The organism is Anaerotignum faecicola, from assembly GCF_003865035.1.
Lineage (GTDB): Bacteria > Bacillota > Clostridia > Lachnospirales > Anaerotignaceae > Anaerotignum_A > Anaerotignum_A faecicola.
This window is the reverse complement of record NZ_BHVZ01000014.1, coordinates 414,081-433,335: the sequence shown is the minus strand read 5'-3', so window position 1 is coordinate 433,335 and position 19,255 is coordinate 414,081. Positions and strand designations below refer to the sequence as shown.

The window sequence follows — 19,255 nt, the reverse complement described above, 5'->3', positions numbered from 1 at the left end:
TTTGCAGAATCCCCGACAATCCCTTTCCAACATAAAAAACTTTCCAACATAAAAAAGCCGCGGGAATCCCTTCCCACAGCCATTTTTTCTTTCCCTTATATCCAGCCTGCCGCCGAAAGCACCCCTGCCGATTGCTTCGCCTCATGAAACCCTGCCACAGCGATCGCAACCAGAATACACAGCAATATCCCACAGACCCATTTTCTGCGCTTCTGTTCCTTCCGCATGGCATCCATCAAAAAAAATGCCACAATGCAGCAGGCAGCAGACAGCACAAGAAATAGATTTTTTGTCCCCGGGGAAAAAGCAGTGTACATTTTTGTCCCTCCTTACGAATTACCTGATATTTCCAATTCTTCCTGTTTTAAACATACCACAAACTGCCGTAAAATACAAGAGCCATGGGGCATTTTTGCCCCACAGCCCCTTCTTTTTAAAGATATCGCTCAAAAAATGCTTCTATCGCACGTTTGCCCTCTGCAAATCCGTCAGGTGCTTCGCTGTGTCCCATCGCATGAATATATTCGTCCCTGCTTTCCCTGTAGGTCACATGAATCGTCCAGCTGTTGCCGCTGCACATACATAAATCCAGCTTGCAGAAATCATTCCATTCGTCAATTTTATGCGCGCGGATGATTTCCTCCAGCTCTGCCAGCTCCTCCTCCGTCATCCGGCACCGCTTCGCCTGCATTGCCCCGTCACATCTGTCAATCCAAAGCCCCTGCGCCGGATTATAGCGAAACCATTCCATAAATCCTGCCGTATCGGCATATCTGAAAGAAAAGGTATCAATCGTCATGCTGCTTCCTCCTTCGTCAAAATACCAAAAAAGAACCATCCGTTTCCGAATGGCTCTTTCTGTTTCAGGTGTTAAAATTATTTTGCGTATTCCACGGCTCTGGTCTCTCTCACCAGATTTACCTTGATCTGACCGGGGTATTCCAATTCCTCTTCAATCTTCTTAGCAATTTCTCTTGCCAGAAGTGTCATACCTTCGTCCGTCACATCTTCGGGTACTATCATAATTCGCAGCTCACGCCCTGCCTGAATTGCGAAAGATTTTTCAACGCCCTTGAAGCTGTCCGCAATTTCCTCCAGCTTCTGCAATCTCTTAATGTAGGATTCCAAGGTTTCGCGTCTTGCGCCGGGTCTTGCCGCAGAAATGGCATCTGCTGCCTGTACCAGCACCGCGATAATGCTCTGCGGCTCCACATCGCCATGATGTGCCTCCACCGCATTGATAACGGTATGGTTTTCCTTGTAACGCTTCAGCAAGCCAACACCGATGCTGACATGAGAGCCTTCCATTTCATGATCCACACTCTTACCGATATCATGCAGTAAGCCTGCACGCTTTGCCAGAACGACATCTACCCCCAGCTCTGCCGCCATCAGTCCGGCCAGATGGGATACCTCGATAGAGTGCTTTAATACATTCTGTCCATAGCTGGTGCGGTATTTCAGTTTCCCCAGCAGCTTTACCAGTTCGGGATGCAGCCCATTGACACCTGTGTCAAAGGTTGCAGACTCGCCTTCCTCGCGGATTGTGGTTTCCACTTCTTTTCTTGCCTTTTCCACCATTTCCTCGATACGGGAAGGGTGTACACGCCCATCTACAATCAGCTTTTCCAGTGCCAATCTTGCAATTTCTCTTCTGATAGGGTCAAATCCGGAGAGAATGACTGCCTCCGGCGTGTCGTCAATAATCAGGTCAATGCCTGTCAGTGTTTCCAAAGCGCGAATGTTTCTGCCCTCACGGCCGATGATACGTCCCTTCATCTCATCATTGGGCAGCTGTACAACAGAAACCGTTGTTTCTGCCACATGGTCAACCGCACAGCGCTGAATTGCATTTGCAACAATTTCTCTGGAGCGTTTTTCCGCCTCCATCTTCGCCTTGCTTTCCGTTTCCTTGATGAGCAGGGTTGCCTCGTGCTTCACATCGTTTTCCACCATTGCCAGAATGTGATTCTTTGCTTCCTCGGTGGTCAGTCCTGAAATTCGTTCCAGCTCTCTGAGCTGTTTTTCTCTCAGTTCCTTTGCTTCTTCCTTCTGTCTGTCCAAATCCTCCAGCTTTTTGGTCATGTGCTCCTCTTTTCTTTCCAGAGCCTCTACCTTCTTGTCCAGAGTTTCTTCTTTTTGGAACAGCCGTCTTTCATTTTTCTGAAGCTCGTTTCTTCTGTCACGAACCTCTCTTTCCAGTTCATTTTTTGTCTTAATGCTCTCTTCCTTTGCCTCCAGAAGAATTTCCTTCTTCTTGGCCTCTGCATCCTTTACTGCATCCTCGACAATCTTGTTGGCTCTTTCCTCCGCAACGCCAACCTTGCCCTCCGCAATCTTCTTGCGGTATGCAATACCGATGATAACGCCAATCAGCAAACCTACGACAGCACAAATCATACTTATCGGATTAATGAAAAACACCTCCCTCTTATTCAGTTTTCAAAGTGCAATTTTTAATTGTTTTACATAATCTGTAAGTAATGGCGAAAATACACCTTTTTCATTTTATAACTTTTTCACATGTGTGTCAAGAAACAATTCAGCACAGTAAAGTGTACAAAGCGCAAAAGCAACAAAGAAAACGCCTTTGCGGCGCTTTCATACATTTACTTTTTTCTTCCGCTTCTCCATGGCATATTGCCCAAAGCCCATTTCGCTTTCCTCCAAAAGAATCGTGCCGCCGCTTTTTTTCTCCAGTGCCGTTTTCCATGCACCGTCCCCTCCGGCAAAGGCAGCCAGCAGACGCTTGTCCGCCTGCACTGTCAGCTCGTTATAAATCGTATGTGCAAAAACGCTTTCCGCCTCTCTGCGCATCCTTGTCACCGTCCATTCAATCGAGGGCAGTCTGCCGCTGCCGTCGCAGGCACGGCATTTTGTTGTCATCTGCCGCTTCAGGGAGGGTCTGGTCTTTTTGCGCGTCACCTGCATCAGCCCCAGCTCTGTCATGCCGACCACAACCGTCTTAATGCGATCCTTCGCCACAGCCTTTTTCAGCCGCTGTGTAACCTCCTTCTGCGCCGCCGTATCTGCCATATCAATAAAATCAATGATGATAATCCCCGAAAGATTTCTAAGGCGCATCTGCTTTGCCGCTTCCTCCGCCGCCTCCAGATTCGTTTTCAGAATCGTTTTCTGCAAATCCCCTCTGCCTGCTGCCTTCCCTGTGTTCACATCAATCACCACGCAAGCCTCGGTTTCCTCAATCACCAGAAAACCGCCGCTTTTCAGCCAGACATGCTCGTCCAGTGCCTTCTCGCTCTGGCTCTCCAGAAAATACGCCTCAAATAGCGGAATTGCATCGGTATGCAGTCTGAGGGCAGGCTGTCCCTCGCCGTTAAAGTCTCCGCTTTCCAGCAATTCCCGATAGCTTTCCGCCTCATTGACCACATATTCCTCCACATCCGCGCCGTAAAAATCCCTTGCGGCACGCTTGACGGGATGGTTTTCCTGTGAAATCAGCGCAGGCGGCTTCAGAAATTCGCCCGTTTTCAGCCTTTCGCATTTTGCCCAAAGCTGCTTCCATTCTCTTTCAAATTCCTCTCTGCTTTTGCCCTCCCCGTTTGTGCGGACAATCGCGCCGCAGTCCGCAGGCAGAAGCTCCGTCAGAATTTCCCGAATCCGCGCACGCTCCGCCGAATCCGTAATTTTTCTGGAAATGCCGATTTCGCCGCCCTCCTCCGGCAAAAGCACCAGAAATTTCCCCGGAAAGGAAAACTTTCCTGTCAGCACCGCGCCCTTCGTGCCGACTGCATCCTTCTCCACCTGCAATAGCAACGTATCCCCGACCTTCGGTCTTGCGCTGTTTTTCTCCGCATCGGAAACGGCTCTTGCATTGCCGTAATAATAATAGCCGTTTTTCTCCGCGCCGATGTCTACAAACGCCGCCTGCAAATTTGGCATGACATTTGCCACACGCCCCGCGTAAACATTCCCGACAAGGCTTTCCTCCCGCTTGCTTTCATAATATAATTCCTTTAATTCGCCGTCCTCCGCTAACGCAATCCGCGTTAGGTCGGCGGAAATATCCATCAAAACTCGTTTCAAGCTGCATCCCTCACCTTTCTCCCTACCATCATACCCGAAAAAAGCAAGTTTTGCACCTCTTTCTTTAAATATACCCTTAGCGAAAATAAGTCATTCGCCAGTTTAGAACATGCAGGCGCGCCTGCGCCGCTTTTCTCCCTGCCGTTTCCGGCACTGTGGGGAAGGGTTTGGAAAGGGAAACCTTGTGTCCCTTTCCTCGTCTGTGGGGGTCCGGGACCCATTACGAAACGGGTCCCGGGTTTTTGTTACTTTTTAGCATAAAAAGTAAGGAAGAACGCCTTTGTTTTGCCGTGAAAGTTCTAAACTGGCGAACTTCTCATCTTCACCAACCTCCGATGATATTTCTATACCTTCTCCGTTGCCCTCTCCGGCAAATACTCCATCGGGTTCAGCAGCTTCCCATCCCGATAAATCCCATAATGCAGATGCGGCCCTGTGGAAAGCCCCGTATTCCCTGATTTTGCCACCACCTGTCCCTGCTTGATTTTCTCCCCCTTTTTCACCAATATCTCTGAAAGGTGTGCATATAAAATCGTATACCCGTCCGTTGTTTCAAATCGCAGCAGCTTGCCATACGTCGCAGAAGTACGCACCTCCGTCACCCTGCCGCTTTTAACCGCTACCACCTCTGTCCCCTCTGGAACGGCAATATCCAACCCGTCATGCAGCTCCTGTTTATGTAAAATGGGGTTTTCCCGCTTGCCGCAGTCCGAGGTCACCACCCCCGAAACAGGCGCAAGCCAGTCCTCCGTTTTCCGTTCCCATGCAAGTCCCTTCCACACCAGCACACTAGGGCGATTCTTCCGTATCGGGACGGTAGACCCTTTCATCCCTTTCCTGCTTTTCCCGAAAAACAGGCAAACTTTCCTCCACGCCCTTCCGCAGTGCCGCCCCTCTGCTTTTCCATTTCTGCACTTCCTCCGTCGAAATCTGGTAAGCAATCGTCTCCTTCAGCTTATTGCAGACCATATCCGAGGTTTTGCTCTCAAATAAAGAAATCAGCAGACAGCCGCCCACCAAAACCGCCGTCACATACGTCCGAAACGCGAGCGTGCCGCTTCGCTCCTGTCCTTCTCTCCCCCGAAAATTCTGCCTTGCGCGCATCCGCCGCTCCATCTCTCTCCTGCGTCGGCGTTTTTCCTGCTCCGTCATGCGTATTCCTCCCTACTTTCTTTCAGTCGAAATCAGGATTTCGACCTGCGCTTATCTCTCCGCCTGCTCCAGACACGCCGCCACCGCATCCAGAATCGCCTGTGCAGAATGTGGATTCTCGCTCTCCACTGCAATCTCTGCCGATTGGTTTTCAATCACCGCCTGCCCGACCGTTTCCGTCACCTCTGCCAGCAGGGGATAAAACACCGCCACCGCCTCTGTTGCCTCCTCCATGGAAACCTCCGCAATGCGCCCCTCCGCAATCGTTACCGCAATCTCCGCCGTTTCTTCGCCAAGCTGCATTTCCTCGTAATAGGTACCGTCCCGATATGCGCCGTCATGCTTCCCCATATTCAGAAAAAATGCAATCAACCCCACCAGAATAATCACACCCAGTACCGCAAACACCGCTGTTTTGATTAACTCCTTCGCCTTCACTACCATAAACCTCGTGCGCCCCACGAAAATCCCTCCTCAGTCCTTCTTATCCCTACCATATTCCGTTTTTTCCTTCTTTATGCTGTCATCCCTTGAAAAAAGGCTGTCCCTTTTGTATCATAGAGGAAGAAACGAATCAGAAAGAAGGGATAAAAATGGGACTGCGTTTCATCATCGGCAGAGCCGGCACAGGCAAAACCCACCTCTGCATAGAGGAAATCATCCATCAATCGAATACGGGAGCGAAACGGCAGATTCTCATTGTGCCCGAGCAGTTCACCTCACAGGCGGAACGGGATTTGATTGCCGCAACCGGGCAGAACGCCATCCTCACCGCCGAAGTGCTCAGCTTCGGTCGTCTGGCGCATCGGGTGTTCTCCAAAAAGGGAATCGGCAATCGCCTCCCTCTGGGGGATATCGGCAAGGCAATGGCACTGCGGAAAATCCTTCTGGCGGAAAAGGACAATATTTCCTATTTCCACAGCGTTCTGGAGCAGCCCGGCTTTATCGACCAGCTGGGTCTGACCATCTCCGAATTTTTTCAGTACCGCATTTCTCCGGAGGATACAGAAACCCTCGCGCAGGCAGAAGGGCTTTCCCATGCCGCAAGAGAAAAGCTGACTGATTTGAACCGCATCTATCGTTCCTATCTGGATTTTCTCAGGCAGGAATATATTTCCGCCGATGAAACCCTTGGGCTTCTGGCGGAGCGTCTGGATGAAAGCCTTGGCTTTGCCGATACGGAATTCTGGCTGGACGGCTTTTATGGCTTCACGCCGCAGGAATACAGCGTCATCCGCCGCCTGCTGCAGCTTTCCGCGCAGGTCAACATCACCCTGCCGATGGATAAAAACAGCTTTTACGGTGCATTTTTGCCGCCCTCCGCGCCATTTTACGAACCATATCTGACGAAGAAAAAGCTGCTCGCTCTGGCAGAAGAATTACAGCTTGCCCCCGTGCCGCCGACCCTTCTTGAAAAAAATTTCCGTGCCGAAACGGATGCCCTCCGCAATCTGGAGCAGGAATATTTCCACAGCTTTTTCCGCAAAGCACCGCTTGCCGAAAGCGTTCATGTGGTTGCCTGCCCTTCCCTGCAGGAGGAAATTCGCTTTGCCGCAGGGAAAATCCTCCGTCTGGTGCGCGAGGAAGGTCTGCGCTTCCGCCAAATTGCCATTGTAACAAACGCCATGGAGACCTATGAAAAGAGTCTGCGCGGCATTTTAGAGGAATACGATATCCCCTGCTTTATTGACGCGCGCCGCGAAACCACCGCACACCCCCTTGTCACCCTGCTGACCTCTCTGTTGGATATTTTGGTGTATGATTTTAAATATGAAGCCGTTTTCTCCTATTTAAAATCCGGCTTGAGCCTGCTTTCCACAGAGGAAATCGATATTCTGGAAAACTACGTCCTTGCCTATGGCATCAAGGGCTGGAAGTGGCGGCAGGATACTTGGGATTACGGCATCCAACGCGAGGGCGCAGAAGCCGTAGATGCGGTTAATCTTCTGCGGGACAGGGTGCTTGCGCCCTTCGCCCCCCTTCTTGCCCTTCCGCAGAAGAAGGTCTTTCCCCTTCGGGAATTTTTACAGGCATTGCTCTCCCATCTGGAGCAGCTCCACGCCGCCGAAACGCTCGATGTCTGGGCGCAATCCGCCACCTCCGCAGGCAATCTCAATAAGGCGGAGGAATACCGCCAGATTTGGCAATTAGTAATGGATGTTCTGGAAAAGGCAGATGCCATCCTCGGCAAGGAAGAACTCACCTTAGAAGAAATGGCAAAAATTCTCAAGGCAGGTCTGGAAAAATGCTCCATGGGTGTCATTCCGCCGACCGCCGATTGCCTTCTGATTGGGGATATCGAACGCAGCCGCCTGCCCGAAATCAAATATCTTTTCGTGCTTGGTGTCAATGAAGGCGTTCTCCCCTCTCCTGCCACGGCACAGGGCATTTTCACCGAAGCCGAGCGCGACCTTCTGACCGCCCAAGGCGTAGAGCTGGCAAGCGGCGGCAAGCAGAAAATCTTCGAGGAGCAATTCCTCATCTATCGCGGCTTAACCAGACCCTCCAAGGGTCTATGGCTCACCTATGCCGCCAATGATGCCGAGGGTCGGGAGCTGTCCCCCTCCTCTCTGATTGAACGGCTTCAGCGTCTGGATGAAGGCCTGCAAATCGAGCCCATGCCCGCCTTCGATTTAGAAGAAACCGCCCCTGCCGCCGTTTTCCATCTGCTTGGCGGCGAAATGCGGAAGGCAACGGCAGAAGCGCCGCTTTCTCCCCTCTGGCAGGATATCTATGGCTTTTTTGACGAAAACAGCCAATGGCAGAAGCACCTTTCCCTTCTGAAGCAGGGCATCGGCAAAACGGCAAAGCCCGAGCGGCTCTCCCCGAAAACGGCAAAGACGCTTTACGGCAAAAATATTTTTTCGAGCGTTTCCCGTCTGGAACGATTCGCAGGCTGCCCCTTCTCCTTCTTCGCGGAATATGGTCTGAAGGCGGAGGAACGGCGGCTTTATCAGCTCAATACCCCCGATTTGGGGTCTCTGTTCCATGAGGTTCTGGAGCTGTTCTCCAACAAATTGGAGCAGGACAGCCTCCCCTGGACATCGCTCACGAAGGAAGAAACCACCGCCCGTATCCATGCCGCCGTAGAGGATGCCGCCCCTCGTCTGGGCAATCGTATCCTTCTGGATTCTGCCGCAAATCAATACCTTATCCGCCGCCTGAAACGCATTTCCACCCGTGCCGCATGGACGCTGGTGCAGCATTTACAGCAGGGAGATTTCGTTCCGGCAGGCTATGAGGTCGGCTTCGGCGCACATGAAGCCCTCCCCCCGATTGTCATTCGCCTACAGGATGGCGGCAGTCTGATTCTTAACGGTAAAATCGACCGCGTGGATTTGCTTGATGCCAGCGGCACACGCTATGTCAAAATCATCGACTACAAATCGGGCAATAAGACCTTCCATTTTCAGGATATTTATTACGGTCTGCAATTACAGCTTCTCGTTTATCTGGATGCGTATCTCAAGTATTATAAAAAAACAGGCGCATCCTTCAAGCCGGGCGGTGTCTTTTATTTCCGCATCACAGACCCCACCCTTGCCCTTGATGAGGAGCTTTCCGCCGAGGCAATCGAAAAAATTCTCTATGAAAAAATGCGAATGTCGGGACTGCTTTTGCAGGAGGATGTTCTTATCCATGGCTTAGATCATAGCCTTGCCGAAAGCCGCAGCTCCGCCATCGTGCCTGTCGGCTATACCAAAAAAGGCGACCCTACCGCCGCCTCAAATCTCGCAACCGAGGAGCAGTATGCCGCCATTCTGGATTTCGTTGCCACGCGCACGCAGGAAATCGGCGATGCCATGAAGGCAGGCATCATTGCCCCTGCCCCCTATCGCGATGGGCAGCGTACCCCCTGCGCCTATTGCAGCTATCGCTCCCTTTGCCGCCATAGCTATGCCGAGGCACCCAAGTGGCGAAAGCTGAAGAAAATAGATAAAGTGGATTTCTGGGAAAGCATCACCCCCAAACAGCCCCCCGAAACCGAATAATCATGCAAAAAAGTCCCTCCCACAGGCTTACCCCCATGGGAAGGACTTTCATTTTATTCTGAAATACTGTTTTCTTCTGTCGGCATTTCCTCTGCCACAGGCTGTGCCAAAGGCACCAGCTCTCTGTAAAATGCTGCGTGTGCCGCCGCTCTGTAAGGTGTCAGCCATAAATCCCCAATGCCGAATGTAAAAACAGATAAAATCATCCAGCCGATAAAGCTGATTTCCATGCAAAACAGCCGCCACTTATTCCCCTTCATCAATTCCTTGGAACGGGTAATAGCATCATTTGCCCCCATCTCAGGATTTTCCGCCAGAATGCAGCTTGTCATGGAATAACGATAAATCGCAATAATCCCCGGAATAATGAACAGCAGCGTCCAGCCAAGGATATATATCGCCTGCAATAAGCCTGCCGCAAGCATTGTGCGCCATTGCCGAAAATACCGAAACAGCATTTCCACGCCGCCAATCTCGCCATCAATCAAATCCATATTGAATTTCATATAGCCAACCGTAACAATCATTCCAATCAGCATCCGCACAAGCCAGCCAAGCACGATAATAACACCAAGCCCAACAAGAAGGGTTCCTCCTGCAATCATATCTAACGGGTGCAGGGTTTGCCCCAATGCCTCAAGGGTGATCTGAAGGTCGCCGCCCTCAAATCTCAATGTGATCTCTGGCAGTCCCATGCCTGTAAAGCCGCCCAAAACCATCGCAAGAAAACCAATCCCGATTGCAAGTCCCCAGCGTCCCTTCAACGCCGCTCTGGCCTCTGCCCGAAAATCCGCCGCACATCTCATATTGTGTCCCCCTTTCAAAAGCTGACCTTTTCTTTCAGCATAGCAGAAAACATTCTTCGACACAACAACGCCGCCCGATTCTTAAGAAAATCTTAGAAAATCAATTTCCGGCTTAGAAGGTTTCCCAATATTTCTTTACATTTCCTTCCGCAACTGCATCCAGATAGGAATCGGCAATCTCGAAAATTTCCTCCTCATCCTTGATTTTCAGAAAAACGCCGTTCTTATCCGCAACAATATCCTTGTGCTTGCCCTTGTTTTTCTCAATCCATTCCCGAAATTCCTTTTCCCATCTGTCTACCACCGCTTCGCCCTCCTCGTAGCAAAGCAGCTCATCCTTCACATCCGCAATCACTTCGTTTATCTTTAATTTCATTTTGCTCTCCTTTCAATTCTCAGGCGGTGTCATGCCGAAATGGGCATAGCCAAGCCTTGTCACCACGCGTCCTCTGGGGGTGCGCTGAATATACCCCAGCTGCAGCAAATACGGCTCATACACATCCTCAATCGTCTCGGATTCCTCGTTGATAGATGCCGCAAGGGTATCCAGCCCAACTGGTCCTCCGCCGAATTTTTCAATCATCGTCAGCAGCATCTTTCTGTCCGTCTGGTCAAGCCCCACCTTGTCAATATCCAGTAAATCCAGTGCGAATCTCGCCACTTCCTCCGTAATCACCCCGTCATAGCGCACCTGTGCAAAGTCACGCACACGCTTGAGCATGCGGTTTGCCAGTCGCGGTGTCCCACGGGAGCGGCGCGCAATCTCCTCTGCACCGCCTTCCTCCATCTCCACCTGCAACACCGCAGCAGAGCGCTTCAGAATGATTTTCAGATTCTCCACGCTGTATGGCTCCAGCCGCTGCACCACGCCGAATCTGTCGCGCAAAGGGGCAGTCAGAAGCCCGATTCTAGTCGTTGCGCCAATCAGCGTAAACCGCGGCAAATCCAGCCGCACAGAGCGTGCCCCCGGCCCCTTGCCAATCATAATATCAATCACAAAATCCTCCATCGCAGGATAAAGAATCTCCTCAATCATGCGGTTCAGCCGATGAATTTCATCAATAAAGAGAATATCCCCCTCATTTAAGCTGTTCAGCACCGCCGCCATATCCCCCGGGCGTTCAATCGCAGGGCCGGAGGTCGTCTTGATATGCACGTCCATCTCATTTGCAATGATGTTCGAGAGCGTAGTTTTCCCTAACCCCGGCGGGCCATATAAAAGCACATGGTCAAGAGCCTCTTTCCTCTGCTTTGCCGCCTCGATAAACACGCGCATATTCTCCTTTACGCTTTCCTGCCCGATGTAGCTTTCCAGCGTAGCAGGGCGCAGCTTTGGCTCCAGCTCGCGGTCTTCCTCCCGTAAGCCTGTCGTCAAAATTCGTCTGTTTTCCAACTAAAACACCTGTCCTCTATCCTCAGAAGGTAATCATGCGCTTGAGCGCCGCCTTCAAAATATCCTCTGTTGTCATGCCCTCTGCCGCAACCGCATTGACCGCCTGTGCCGCCTCACTGCGGCTGTAGCCCAACGCCGTCATGGCATCAATCGCTTCAAATTTCGCATCACCGCCGCCAACGCTTTCCGCAATGCCTGCCGCCCCCTCGAACGAGGAAACCGCATCCTCTGTTTTGAATTTATCCTTCAAATCCAAAATCACGCGCTGTGCCGTTTTTCTGCCGACCCCTGGTGCCTTGGAAAGCGTTTTCACATCATCCGATAAAATTGCCATCACAATTTCGGAGGGGTTCAGCACCGAAAGAAAGCCTAATGCCCCCTTCGGGCCTACGCCGTTTACCAGCAGCAGCTTTTCAAACATCTCCTGCTCCTCTCTCGCCGCAAAGCCGTACAGGCTCATACCATCCTCCTTCACGCTGAAATATGTAAAAATCTGCACCGCTTCGCCCGTCTGCGGCAGCTTCGCCAATGTGGCAGGGGAAACAAAAATACGGTAGCCGATACCGCCTGCCTCCACAATAATGTCATTCTCGCCGCGCCGCTCCAATGTGCCTTTGATATAGGAAATCATACTCTCACCAAATTTCTTCAGAATACAAGAGAACATTCGTTTCTCTTTTAGCTTCATTATACCCAAAGCGGAAAGAAAGCGCAAGCCAAACAAAAAACCCCGAATCCACTCGATTCAGGGTTATTCCTCATCTTACTTTTGCAATGCCGCCACTTTTTCCGTAATATAATTCTCCACCTCATCATAAGGAACCTCCAGTGCCATAGAAAATTCTCTGTGAAGCAGCTCCTTCGCCAGCTTGCTGTATTCCCGTTCAGTCTTTGCAAGCTTTTTGCCGTTTTCCTCCAGTCTTTTCTCCTTGCGGTAAACGGTTTTAATCAGCCTGACCAAATCCTCGCATCGGTGCGTATCCAGACAGCCCTTGTATTTCTCTCCAAGGGCGCGCACATCCTGCCCGATGACCTCCTCTGCCCGAATTTCGGGAATCTGCAAAATCAACTCCTCCGCTTCCGCCTTTGTCAGAATCGGGCGCATGAATACCTTCGTATCCAAAGGCGCATAAATTTTCCCACTGGAAAATACCGGCGCAAGCGTGTAATATTCCTTCCCGCTGTCTCCCAGCGGCGTATCGCGCGGCACACCAATCTCCTCGATGCAGCAAATACCGTTATTTCCATAAATGACATATTCACCCTTCCGAAACATCGTTCTCCCTCCTGCATCCTCCATATTCATAAGCTTTTCTGATATAAGTATACCACAAAAATTTTTTCTGATGCAACTGGGAAAAATCCCGAAAAATCAGTCCATTGCCATAACCTCAATCCCTGCCTCTGCCAGAATGGACTGCGAAAGGGGGTCGGGGTATTCGCCCCTGTGCACAATACGCGTGATGCCTGCGTTAACCAACATTTTCGCACAGATGACACAGGGCTGCAAAGTAATATAAATCGTCGCCCCCTCCGTACTCACACCCACCTTCGCCGCCTGAATGATGGCGTTCTGCTCCGCATGCAGTGCGCGGCAAAGCTCATGCCGCTGTCCCGAGGGAATATGCAGCCGCTCCCGTTCACAGCCGCCGATGTCCGTGCAGTGGCGCAGCCCCGAGGGCGCACCGTTGTAGCCTGTCGTAATGATACGGTTATCCTTTACAATCACCGCCCCCACCTGTCTGCGCAGGCAGGTCGAGCGTGTTTTTACAATCTCAGCAATTTCCATGAAATATTCGTCCCAGCTTTTTCTCACCGCTCCTACCTCCTTTTTCCATGGTTTTGTTTCAACATACCATAAATCTATCCGAAACGCAACACAAAAGCCCGACCTTTCGGTCGGGCTTTTGTGTTACTACCACTTATACAATCAGATTCATTTTCTTTGCTTCAAACAGCAGCTCATCTCTGAATTCGGGTGCCGCCAGAGAGATAATCATTTTCGCTCTTTCGCTTGCGGTTCTGCCCTTCAGACGAACAATATTGTTTTCCGTTACCAGGAAGTCCACTTCATTCTTAGAGGTTGTCACAATGGAGCCGGGTGTCAGCACGGGTTTTACCTTGGAAACCGTACCGTTTTTCGCGGTAGAGGTCATCGCGATAAAGCCCTTGCCGCCCTTGGAAAGGTTCGCGCCGCGCACGAAGTCCACCTGACCGCCGGAACCGCTGTAATGCAGTGTGCCCAGAGATTCCGCACATACCTGACCAAACAGGTCAATCTCTACACAGGCATTCACGGAAATGAAGTTGTCATGCTGACCGATGACATAGGGGTTGTTTGTATAATCAACGGGGTGCATTTCAAATGCAGGGTTATCGTCCATGTATTCGTACATTTTCTTTGTGCCCCAAGCCAGTGTGGCAATCGTTTTGCCGACATTGATGGGCTTTTTCATATTGGTTACTGCGCCGCATTCAAGCAGGTCAACCATGCTGTCTGTAAACATTTCGGTATGCAGACCCAAGTCCTTCTTATCGCGCAGCAGAACGCCAACCGCATTGGGAACGCCGCCAATCCCCAGCTGCAGGGTTGCGCCGTTGGGAACCTCGTCCGCAATCATCTGACCGATTTTCTTATCTGTTTCTGTCAGTACGGTTTCGGGCAGCTCCAGCAGCTCATGGCAGGATTCGCACAGAGCCGTTACCTGAGAAATGTGAATCAGGTTATTCCCCATAACACGGGGCATTTTTTCGTTGACCTCCAGCAGGATGATAGTTGCCTTATCTCTCAGCGCAACCACCTCTGCTCCGGCCATGCCGCAGGAGAAATAGCCATGCTTATCCATCGGGGAAACCTCAGCATAAAATACATCCAGTCTGGGCATACAGTCTCTCCAGTAGCCGGGTGCTGTGCTGTAGTTATTCGGTACATAGGTATAGTAGCCCTGCTGAATCGCTTTTCTGCCTGCGCCGCCTGTAAACCAGGATACATAATCATATTTACCCTTGAGTGCAGGGTCCATAAACGCATTGCCCTTTACGGACAGAATCGCATGGTGCTGTACTCCTGTGATTTCGCCGCGTCTTGCTCTTTCGCCGACAGCCGCACAGATGGTTTCGGGCTCCTCCAGGCCTGTAGGACAGGCACAGATATCACCGGATTTTACATACATTGCAACCTCTTCCGCCGTTTTCAGTTTTGCACGGTACATTTCCTGAAATTTGTTCATGTCTGTTCTCCCTTTCTGGTTTCTCTCCATGATTTCGTTAAAAAAAATAAACAAAGAATTGTTCTATTTTTCCATTTTTGCATACAAAATACGTTCTATAGCTTGTATTTTAGCACAAAGAAAGCCAAAAAGTAAAGCGAAATACTGTTCTGTTCTTCAAATTATACAAAAATTTAAGCAAATTTTGTCCTTTTTGTCCTACAACTGTTTTTTCTTGCAAACAATATTCCTTTACAATAAAAAAGGACTCTAAAAAGAGCCCCCCTCAGTCTGTAGACAAGGTTGTTTTGATGCCGCGGAAAGGTTCGGGAAACGAAGGAGTTTCCTGAATGGAATCCGCAGTCGGAATTCATTTCCGGCGAGGAAAACGGCGAGTTTCAAGGCTTTTTAGCCGATGGAACTCGTCTGTTTATTCACCTGTCTAAACAAGTCGAAATCCTGATTTCGACTTAGGGGTCGACTTTGTCGACACCTAAAAAGGACTCTAAAAAGAGTCCCTTTTCGGTTCATGAATGTTTCAATTTTAAAAGATTAAATCAGATACTGCTGTACCTCTGCAGGAAGTGCATCTGTTTTGCGGCTGATAATCATAACCATATCCATTTCCGCTTCCTTGGAAGTCTTATCCAATTCCTGAATGAAGGCTGTGAAATCTGCGTCGCTGATTCTGTCCATAATATGGTTCAACCCATCAATGTAAATGGTTTCAATATCACTGTTCTGAGAAAGGATACCACACACAAAGCCTCTGAATACCTGTGGATCTTCCATAATGAACTTCGGTGTTTCTACGAAACGCACACTATAATGCAAATCGTACATGTGGCTGTTGTCGTCATCAACAAAGACAATATTGCCCTTTGCCTCTTTGCCGGCTGCATTTGCCATGTCGATCATTCTTTTTGTTTTGCCTTCACCTTTTTCGCCTGCAAGAATTTTAACCATTGCAATCTCCCCCTTTAAATAGTTTTCCGGTGGTATGCCTTTGAATCATTCATAATTTGACAGGATATCCGCTTCGGATGTTTCCTGTTATATTGTAAATTCTCCAAAACTCCGTGTTTTCCTTCTTTTTTGCGCGGAATTTTTGTCATTTTTCTTTTTCAGCATATTTTCACAAAAACTTAACACCGTTTTTGTCCACTATTTACATGCTTCTATCTGATTTTCTGTAGCAACAATGCCGCCGCGCCGCGCATCCCTGCGGCATTGCCCAGCTTTGCCAAAAGGAATTCCTTTTCTCTGCTGTGCGCGAAAACCCTGCTCCTGTAGGCTTTTTCGACTTTTTGCAGAAGCAGCTCCCCTGCCTTAGAAACGCCGCCGCCAAATACGATTTTCTCCGTATCCACAAGATACATCGCATTGGCAAGCGCCATCCCCAGATACGCCGAAACCGCATCCGTAATCTCATTGGCAAGCGCATCGCCTGCCCGCGCCGCATCCCAGAGGGTCTTTGCCGTTACCTCCTTCTGCCGCAGCAGGGAATCCTCTCTCCGCTTAGCAAGAACCTGCTTCGCCACGCGCACCATTCCCGTCGCAGAGGCATATTGCTCCAGACAGCCCATTTTGCCGCAGTTGCAGCGCACCGTCTCAAAGGGATTCACCGTCATGTGCCCGATTTCGCCTGCCACACCGCTCTCCCCCATGAGAACCTTCCCGTTCAGCACCACGCCGCCGCCAACTCCCGTGCCAAGCGTCACCATGAGCATGCTCCTCGCCCCGACACCTGCGCCGTAGGCTGCTTCGCCCAATGCCGCCAGACGGGCATCATTCCCAACGCAGACGGGTGAAATGCCGATGATGCGCTCTGCCTCCTCGGCAAGTGCCACATCTCCCCAGCCGATATTGACCGCGCCATGCAGGATGCCATCCGCCGTCACCGCACCGGGGGCAGCCATGCCGATGCCGAGGATGTCCGCTCTGCGGATTTTTTGCTTTTTTCCCCTGTCCAGTCCCCTGTCCAATCTGTCCAGTATGGACACCCTGATGTCCAACAGAAGACCCTCCGGTGTCGGCTCCTTTCGGGTAGGAATTTCCCATCCTTCCAGAAGCGTTCCATCCTCTGCCGCAAGCCCGATTTTCACCGTCGTGCCGCCGATATCGATTCCAAAGCAATAGCCCATTACAAATCACCCTCATATTTATATACGATGCTGTGTATCCGTTTCTTATACCGCTGATAGGTTTTTGCATCGATGGCGGCAGGCTTCGTCATCAGCCGCAGCGGCAGGACTCCCTGCCCCTTTCGCATGGGCGGCTGCAAATAGGGATAGCTGTTGAACACAAGTCCATGCCGCTCATAAAAGCCAATCCGCCGCCTTGTCAGCGCATCCTCCGGCAGCTCCACCTCAAGCACCATCGGGCGTTTTTTCTCCGCCAGAAGGGCATCCAGAAGCATGCCGCCGTAGCCGCCGTTGCGGTATTCCTCTTTTACCGCAAAATGCTCAATATATAAAAAATCCTCGATTTCCCATGTCGCAAAGGTTGCCGCAAACACGCCTTCTCTGCGCACGCCGTAAAGCCGATAGCATGGCTCTTTCAGCAGTGCGCGCTGGTCCTCCTTCACGCGTAATTCCGTCACAGGGAACGCGCTTTCCAGCAAGGGAAAAATTTCATCAAAGGTTTTCTCCGTAATTCGTTCAAACATTATCCTCACCTCCGTCCTAAGAGGATACTATAAATACAGGAAAAAATCAAATCCTCCTGCCATGCGCGCACATTTCTTAAATTTTTCTAAATTTTGTCCGCAAAGCCCTGTTCTGTGATATACTTTATGCTAGAAAGGAAGTGAACCACCATGAAACGATTGGTAAGAGGTAGTTTCCTCTTTCTGTTTCTCTTTTTATGCTCCATGCAGACAGCGGCAGCGGCATCCATTCGCATTTTTCTGGATGATAAGGCTGTTTCGTTTGCTGAAGCTCCCTTTATCGAAAACGACCGCGTATTAGTACCCATGCGCGGCATTCTGGAATCTCTGGGGTATTCTGTTGCATGGCAGGAGGAAAGCAAAACCGTCCTCGCAGAAAAGGACGAAATACAGATTTCCCTGCATCCTGACGAAAAAACAGCCATCGTCAACGGCAAAGCGGTTTCTATTGATGCTCCGGCAAAAATCAGGAATGGGCGCACCTTCGTGCCGCTTCGCTTCTTAGCCGAATACAGCGGCGCAGAGGTCACATGGAACCAGAGCACCTCCTCGGTTTCCATCCATTCCGCGGAATATACGGCACCGGAAAAGACAGAAAACAATGATTCCGTTGTTTATATCCAGACGAATAAAATGCAGGGCAGTGGCATTGTGCTTTCCGCAGATGGTCTGATTGCCACGAATTACCATGTAATTAAGGGTGCGGCAACCGCGCAGTTTGTGTTTGCGGACGGCACGATTTATCAAGGCACGACAACCGTAGTCGGACTTGATACTTCCGCCGACATCGCCCTTCTGAGAATCGAAAAAACGGACCTTTCTGCCGCAACGCCTGCCTTTTCCTACAAGGTTGGGGATGCGGTTACGTCCATCGGCTCTCCCGGCGGCGCGCGCAACACTGTCAGCACAGGCACAATCAACGGCTATGATACGGATGTGATTTCCACCTCCGCCGTCATTGCCCCCGGCAGCAGCGGCGGTGCTTTATTCAACAGCACCGGTGAGGTCATCGGCATGACCTCCTTCTTTGGGGACTCGCATTATTTCTCTATCCCCATCGCACAGGTATTGCAGGTGCCGCAGAAGCTTTCTCTGCCGCTCAGCGCAATGCAGGGCTACACCTATACCCCCTCTGCACCGCAGAATCTGCGCGCAAGGCTGGCGCAGGACGGCTACGCATACGTTTCATGGGCTCCCGTTTACGGCGCAGACCATTATTATGTATACAAATCCCTCACTCCGGATGGGCCATACACGCGCATCAGCAATAACAGCAGCGAAAAATGGTACTGGGGATATCCACAGTGCTTCGGCATCTCTGTCAACGGTACCTGCTATCTGCGTGTGACCACAGTGATTGATGGGCAGGAAAGCGCTCCCAGCGAGAGCATTAAAATTACAAAATAACAGAAAAGCAATAGCAAAAAACAGCGATTTCCGGTTTCTCAGAAGTCGCTGTTTTCTTATTTCTTCTTATTTTTTTATTTTTCTTTTTTTGTTTTATTCCATCGGCTTTGTGATGTCTGCCTCTGTCGCTTCGATATACTGCACCAGATCCTGCGGATTCAGAATCACCTGTTCGCCGCGCACCCCTGCGCTGACCGCGATTTCATCAAAGAGGATACAGGTTTCATCAATAAAGGTGGGGTATTTTTTCTTCATCCCGATTGGGGAGCAGCCGCCGCGGATATAGCCCGTCAGCCCCAGCAGCTCCTTCATGTGCGTCATTTCCACCTTCTTATTTTTGGAAACAGATGCCGCCTTTTTCAAATCCAGTTCCATATCCACAGGGATACAGAATACCAGAATCCCTGTTTTATCCCCTCTGGTTACCAGTGTTTTAAACACCTGCTCCGCATCCATGCCAACCTGCTCCGCCGCATGCAGTCCCGAAAGGTTCGCTTCATCATATTCATACTCCGCAGTGCGGTAGGCAATCCCTGCCGCCTCCAGAAGACGCATCACATTGGTCTTTGTCATAAAACCAC

General features: G+C 50.5%; 20 protein-coding genes. 2 read left to right on the top strand and 18 right to left on the bottom strand.

Annotation, left to right across the window (positions count from 1 at the left end; all coding sequences use genetic code 11):
• Positions 1–95: 95 nt before the first annotated feature.
• The 7 genes from EJE48_RS12085 to EJE48_RS12055 form a co-directional block, all read right to left on the bottom strand.
• Complete coding sequence (locus EJE48_RS12085) at positions 96–317, bottom strand: hypothetical protein (RefSeq protein WP_016407391.1); 222 nt, start codon at positions 315–317, stop codon at positions 96–98.
• Positions 318–433: 116 nt separating this feature from the next.
• Positions 434–799 carry a hypothetical protein gene (locus tag EJE48_RS12080; RefSeq protein ID WP_118582106.1) on the bottom strand — a complete coding sequence of 122 codons (366 nt, stop codon included), beginning with the start codon at positions 797–799 and terminating at the stop codon, positions 434–436.
• A 77-nt stretch (positions 800–876) separates the two neighbouring features.
• Complete coding sequence (gene rny, locus EJE48_RS12075) at positions 877–2,400, bottom strand: ribonuclease Y (RefSeq protein ID WP_118582109.1); 1,524 nt, start codon at positions 2,398–2,400, stop codon at positions 877–879.
• A 201-nt stretch (positions 2,401–2,601) separates the two neighbouring features.
• The gene (locus tag EJE48_RS12070; RefSeq protein WP_124984594.1) at positions 2,602–4,047 is read right to left on the bottom strand and encodes an Rne/Rng family ribonuclease; all 1,446 of its coding nucleotides are present in this window, start codon (positions 4,045–4,047) and stop codon (positions 2,602–2,604) included.
• A gap of 344 nt (positions 4,048–4,391) precedes the next feature.
• On the bottom strand, positions 4,392–4,835 hold the full coding sequence (locus EJE48_RS12065; protein ID WP_160117379.1) for a M23 family metallopeptidase: 444 nt from the start codon (positions 4,833–4,835) through the stop codon (positions 4,392–4,394).
• Position 4,836: 1 nt separating this feature from the next.
• A complete protein-coding gene (locus EJE48_RS12060; RefSeq protein ID WP_016407396.1) occupies positions 4,837–5,199 on the bottom strand; it encodes a hypothetical protein in 363 nt (120 codons plus the stop codon).
• 51 nt (positions 5,200–5,250) lie between these two features.
• Positions 5,251–5,661: an FMN-binding protein gene (locus EJE48_RS12055; protein ID WP_016407397.1), complete on the bottom strand. Its 411-nt coding sequence runs from the start codon at positions 5,659–5,661 to the stop codon at positions 5,251–5,253.
• A 131-nt stretch (positions 5,662–5,792) separates the two neighbouring features.
• On the opposite strand from EJE48_RS12055, the gene addB reads away from it, so the two are divergent.
• Positions 5,793–9,191 (top strand): helicase-exonuclease AddAB subunit AddB, encoded by a 3,399-nt coding sequence (gene addB / locus EJE48_RS12050; RefSeq protein ID WP_124984593.1) that lies wholly within the window; start codon positions 5,793–5,795, stop codon positions 9,189–9,191.
• A gap of 53 nt (positions 9,192–9,244) precedes the next feature.
• Here the strand turns inward: addB and EJE48_RS12045 are convergent, their stop codons facing one another.
• The 10 genes from EJE48_RS12045 to EJE48_RS12000 form a co-directional block, all read right to left on the bottom strand.
• Positions 9,245–9,997 (bottom strand): DUF975 family protein, encoded by a 753-nt coding sequence (locus tag EJE48_RS12045; RefSeq protein WP_124984592.1) that lies wholly within the window; start codon positions 9,995–9,997, stop codon positions 9,245–9,247.
• Between the two features lie 112 nt (positions 9,998–10,109).
• Complete coding sequence (locus EJE48_RS12040) at positions 10,110–10,373, bottom strand: hypothetical protein (RefSeq protein ID WP_124984591.1); 264 nt, start codon at positions 10,371–10,373, stop codon at positions 10,110–10,112.
• A gap of 12 nt (positions 10,374–10,385) precedes the next feature.
• Entirely contained in the window at positions 10,386–11,390 is a 1,005-nt protein-coding gene (gene ruvB / locus EJE48_RS12035; protein WP_118582126.1) for a Holliday junction branch migration DNA helicase RuvB, read from the bottom strand.
• A 22-nt stretch (positions 11,391–11,412) separates the two neighbouring features.
• On the bottom strand, positions 11,413–12,021 hold the full coding sequence (gene ruvA / locus EJE48_RS12030; RefSeq protein ID WP_118582290.1) for a Holliday junction branch migration protein RuvA: 609 nt from the start codon (positions 12,019–12,021) through the stop codon (positions 11,413–11,415).
• Between the two features lie 132 nt (positions 12,022–12,153).
• Entirely contained in the window at positions 12,154–12,666 is a 513-nt protein-coding gene (locus EJE48_RS12025) for a CarD family transcriptional regulator (protein ID WP_118582129.1), read from the bottom strand.
• Between the two features lie 96 nt (positions 12,667–12,762).
• A complete protein-coding gene (locus EJE48_RS12020) occupies positions 12,763–13,206 on the bottom strand; it encodes a deoxycytidylate deaminase (RefSeq protein ID WP_016407404.1) in 444 nt (147 codons plus the stop codon).
• Between the two features lie 106 nt (positions 13,207–13,312).
• Positions 13,313–14,620 (bottom strand): acetyl-CoA hydrolase/transferase family protein, encoded by a 1,308-nt coding sequence (locus EJE48_RS12015; protein WP_118582132.1) that lies wholly within the window; start codon positions 14,618–14,620, stop codon positions 13,313–13,315.
• A gap of 531 nt (positions 14,621–15,151) precedes the next feature.
• On the bottom strand, positions 15,152–15,565 hold the full coding sequence (locus tag EJE48_RS12010) for a hypothetical protein (RefSeq protein ID WP_016407406.1): 414 nt from the start codon (positions 15,563–15,565) through the stop codon (positions 15,152–15,154).
• Positions 15,566–15,777: 212 nt separating this feature from the next.
• A complete protein-coding gene (locus tag EJE48_RS12005) occupies positions 15,778–16,743 on the bottom strand; it encodes an ROK family glucokinase (RefSeq protein WP_118582135.1) in 966 nt (321 codons plus the stop codon).
• Positions 16,743–17,267 (bottom strand): GNAT family N-acetyltransferase, encoded by a 525-nt coding sequence (locus EJE48_RS12000; RefSeq protein WP_118582138.1) that lies wholly within the window; start codon positions 17,265–17,267, stop codon positions 16,743–16,745. The genes EJE48_RS12005 and EJE48_RS12000 overlap by 1 nt, the downstream gene beginning before the upstream one ends.
• A 150-nt stretch (positions 17,268–17,417) precedes the next feature.
• Here EJE48_RS12000 and EJE48_RS11995 point away from each other — a divergent pair, with 150 nt between their 5' ends.
• A complete protein-coding gene (locus EJE48_RS11995; protein WP_118582141.1) occupies positions 17,418–18,674 on the top strand; it encodes a stalk domain-containing protein in 1,257 nt (418 codons plus the stop codon).
• 93 nt (positions 18,675–18,767) lie between these two features.
• Here the strand turns inward: EJE48_RS11995 and ybaK are convergent, their stop codons facing one another.
• A complete protein-coding gene (gene ybaK / locus EJE48_RS11990; protein ID WP_016407410.1) occupies positions 18,768–19,247 on the bottom strand; it encodes a Cys-tRNA(Pro) deacylase in 480 nt (159 codons plus the stop codon).
• Positions 19,248–19,255 lie beyond the last annotated feature (8 nt).

Coding starts and splice junctions, on each gene's coding strand:
- ruvA (WP_118582290.1), bottom strand. CDS start 12,021: ATGATTTCCTATATCAAAGGCACATTGGAGCGGCGCGGCGAGAATGAC.
- EJE48_RS12015 (WP_118582132.1), bottom strand. CDS start 14,620: ATGAACAAATTTCAGGAAATGTACCGTGCAAAACTGAAAACGGCGGAA.
- EJE48_RS12040 (WP_124984591.1), bottom strand. CDS start 10,373: ATGAAATTAAAGATAAACGAAGTGATTGCGGATGTGAAGGATGAGCTG.
- EJE48_RS12045 (WP_124984592.1), bottom strand. CDS start 9,997: ATGAGATGTGCGGCGGATTTTCGGGCAGAGGCCAGAGCGGCGTTGAAG.
- EJE48_RS12025 (WP_118582129.1), bottom strand. CDS start 12,666: ATGTTTCGGAAGGGTGAATATGTCATTTATGGAAATAACGGTATTTGC.
- EJE48_RS11995 (WP_118582141.1), top strand. CDS start 17,418: ATGAAACGATTGGTAAGAGGTAGTTTCCTCTTTCTGTTTCTCTTTTTA.
- EJE48_RS12060 (WP_016407396.1), bottom strand. CDS start 5,199: ATGACGGAGCAGGAAAAACGCCGACGCAGGAGAGAGATGGAGCGGCGG.
- ybaK (WP_016407410.1), bottom strand. CDS start 19,247: ATGACAAAGACCAATGTGATGCGTCTTCTGGAGGCGGCAGGGATTGCC.
- EJE48_RS12000 (WP_118582138.1), bottom strand. CDS start 17,267: ATGTTTGAACGAATTACGGAGAAAACCTTTGATGAAATTTTTCCCTTG.
- EJE48_RS12085 (WP_016407391.1), bottom strand. CDS start 317: ATGTACACTGCTTTTTCCCCGGGGACAAAAAATCTATTTCTTGTGCTG.
- addB (WP_124984593.1), top strand. CDS start 5,793: ATGGGACTGCGTTTCATCATCGGCAGAGCCGGCACAGGCAAAACCCAC.
- rny (WP_118582109.1), bottom strand. CDS start 2,400: ATGATTTGTGCTGTCGTAGGTTTGCTGATTGGCGTTATCATCGGTATT.
- EJE48_RS12080 (WP_118582106.1), bottom strand. CDS start 799: ATGACGATTGATACCTTTTCTTTCAGATATGCCGATACGGCAGGATTT.
- EJE48_RS12010 (WP_016407406.1), bottom strand. CDS start 15,565: ATGGTTAAAATTCTTGCAGGCGAAAAAGGTGAAGGCAAAACAAAAAGA.
- EJE48_RS12005 (WP_118582135.1), bottom strand. CDS start 16,743: ATGGGCTATTGCTTTGGAATCGATATCGGCGGCACGACGGTGAAAATC.